Origin of the sequence: Prevotellamassilia timonensis (assembly GCF_021531665.1) — a bacterium.
Taxonomy (GTDB): domain Bacteria; phylum Bacteroidota; class Bacteroidia; order Bacteroidales; family Bacteroidaceae; genus Alloprevotella.
Genome location: NZ_JADYUH010000194.1, coordinates 1 through 306 on the forward strand (window position 1 = coordinate 1; position 306 = coordinate 306).

Consider the following 306-nt stretch of genomic DNA (forward strand, 5'->3'; position numbering starts at 1 on the left):
TCCAAAAATCCAACAATTTTGAGCCATTTTTCAGCGATTCGACATTAACATTTTTAACTTTCGGGAACACTTTCCGGTTCCCAATTTTGCCTACTCGGCGCATAATTTTTCTTTGCCTTCCCCTAATTAAAATTAGAGGAAGGCAAATAAAAATTAGGGGAAGGCAAATTTTACCCGGATGCGCTTCTAAAACCCCGATTTTAAAGGGAAAGTGACGAAAAAAGGGGGGAGCAGAGGCTCCTCCCATATCTCTGTACAAATATAATACTTTTCGTCGCCAAAAGCAAGAAGTGTTAAAACCGAAAA

General features: G+C 39.2%; 1 protein-coding gene. It reads right to left on the reverse strand.

Translation table 11 applies throughout. The features are described 5' to 3' along the window. Positions 1-247 (reverse strand): hypothetical protein (locus I6E40_RS10815; RefSeq protein WP_235387292.1); only part of this gene is annotated, 247 nt, incomplete at its 3' end. Positions 248-306 lie beyond the last annotated feature (59 nt).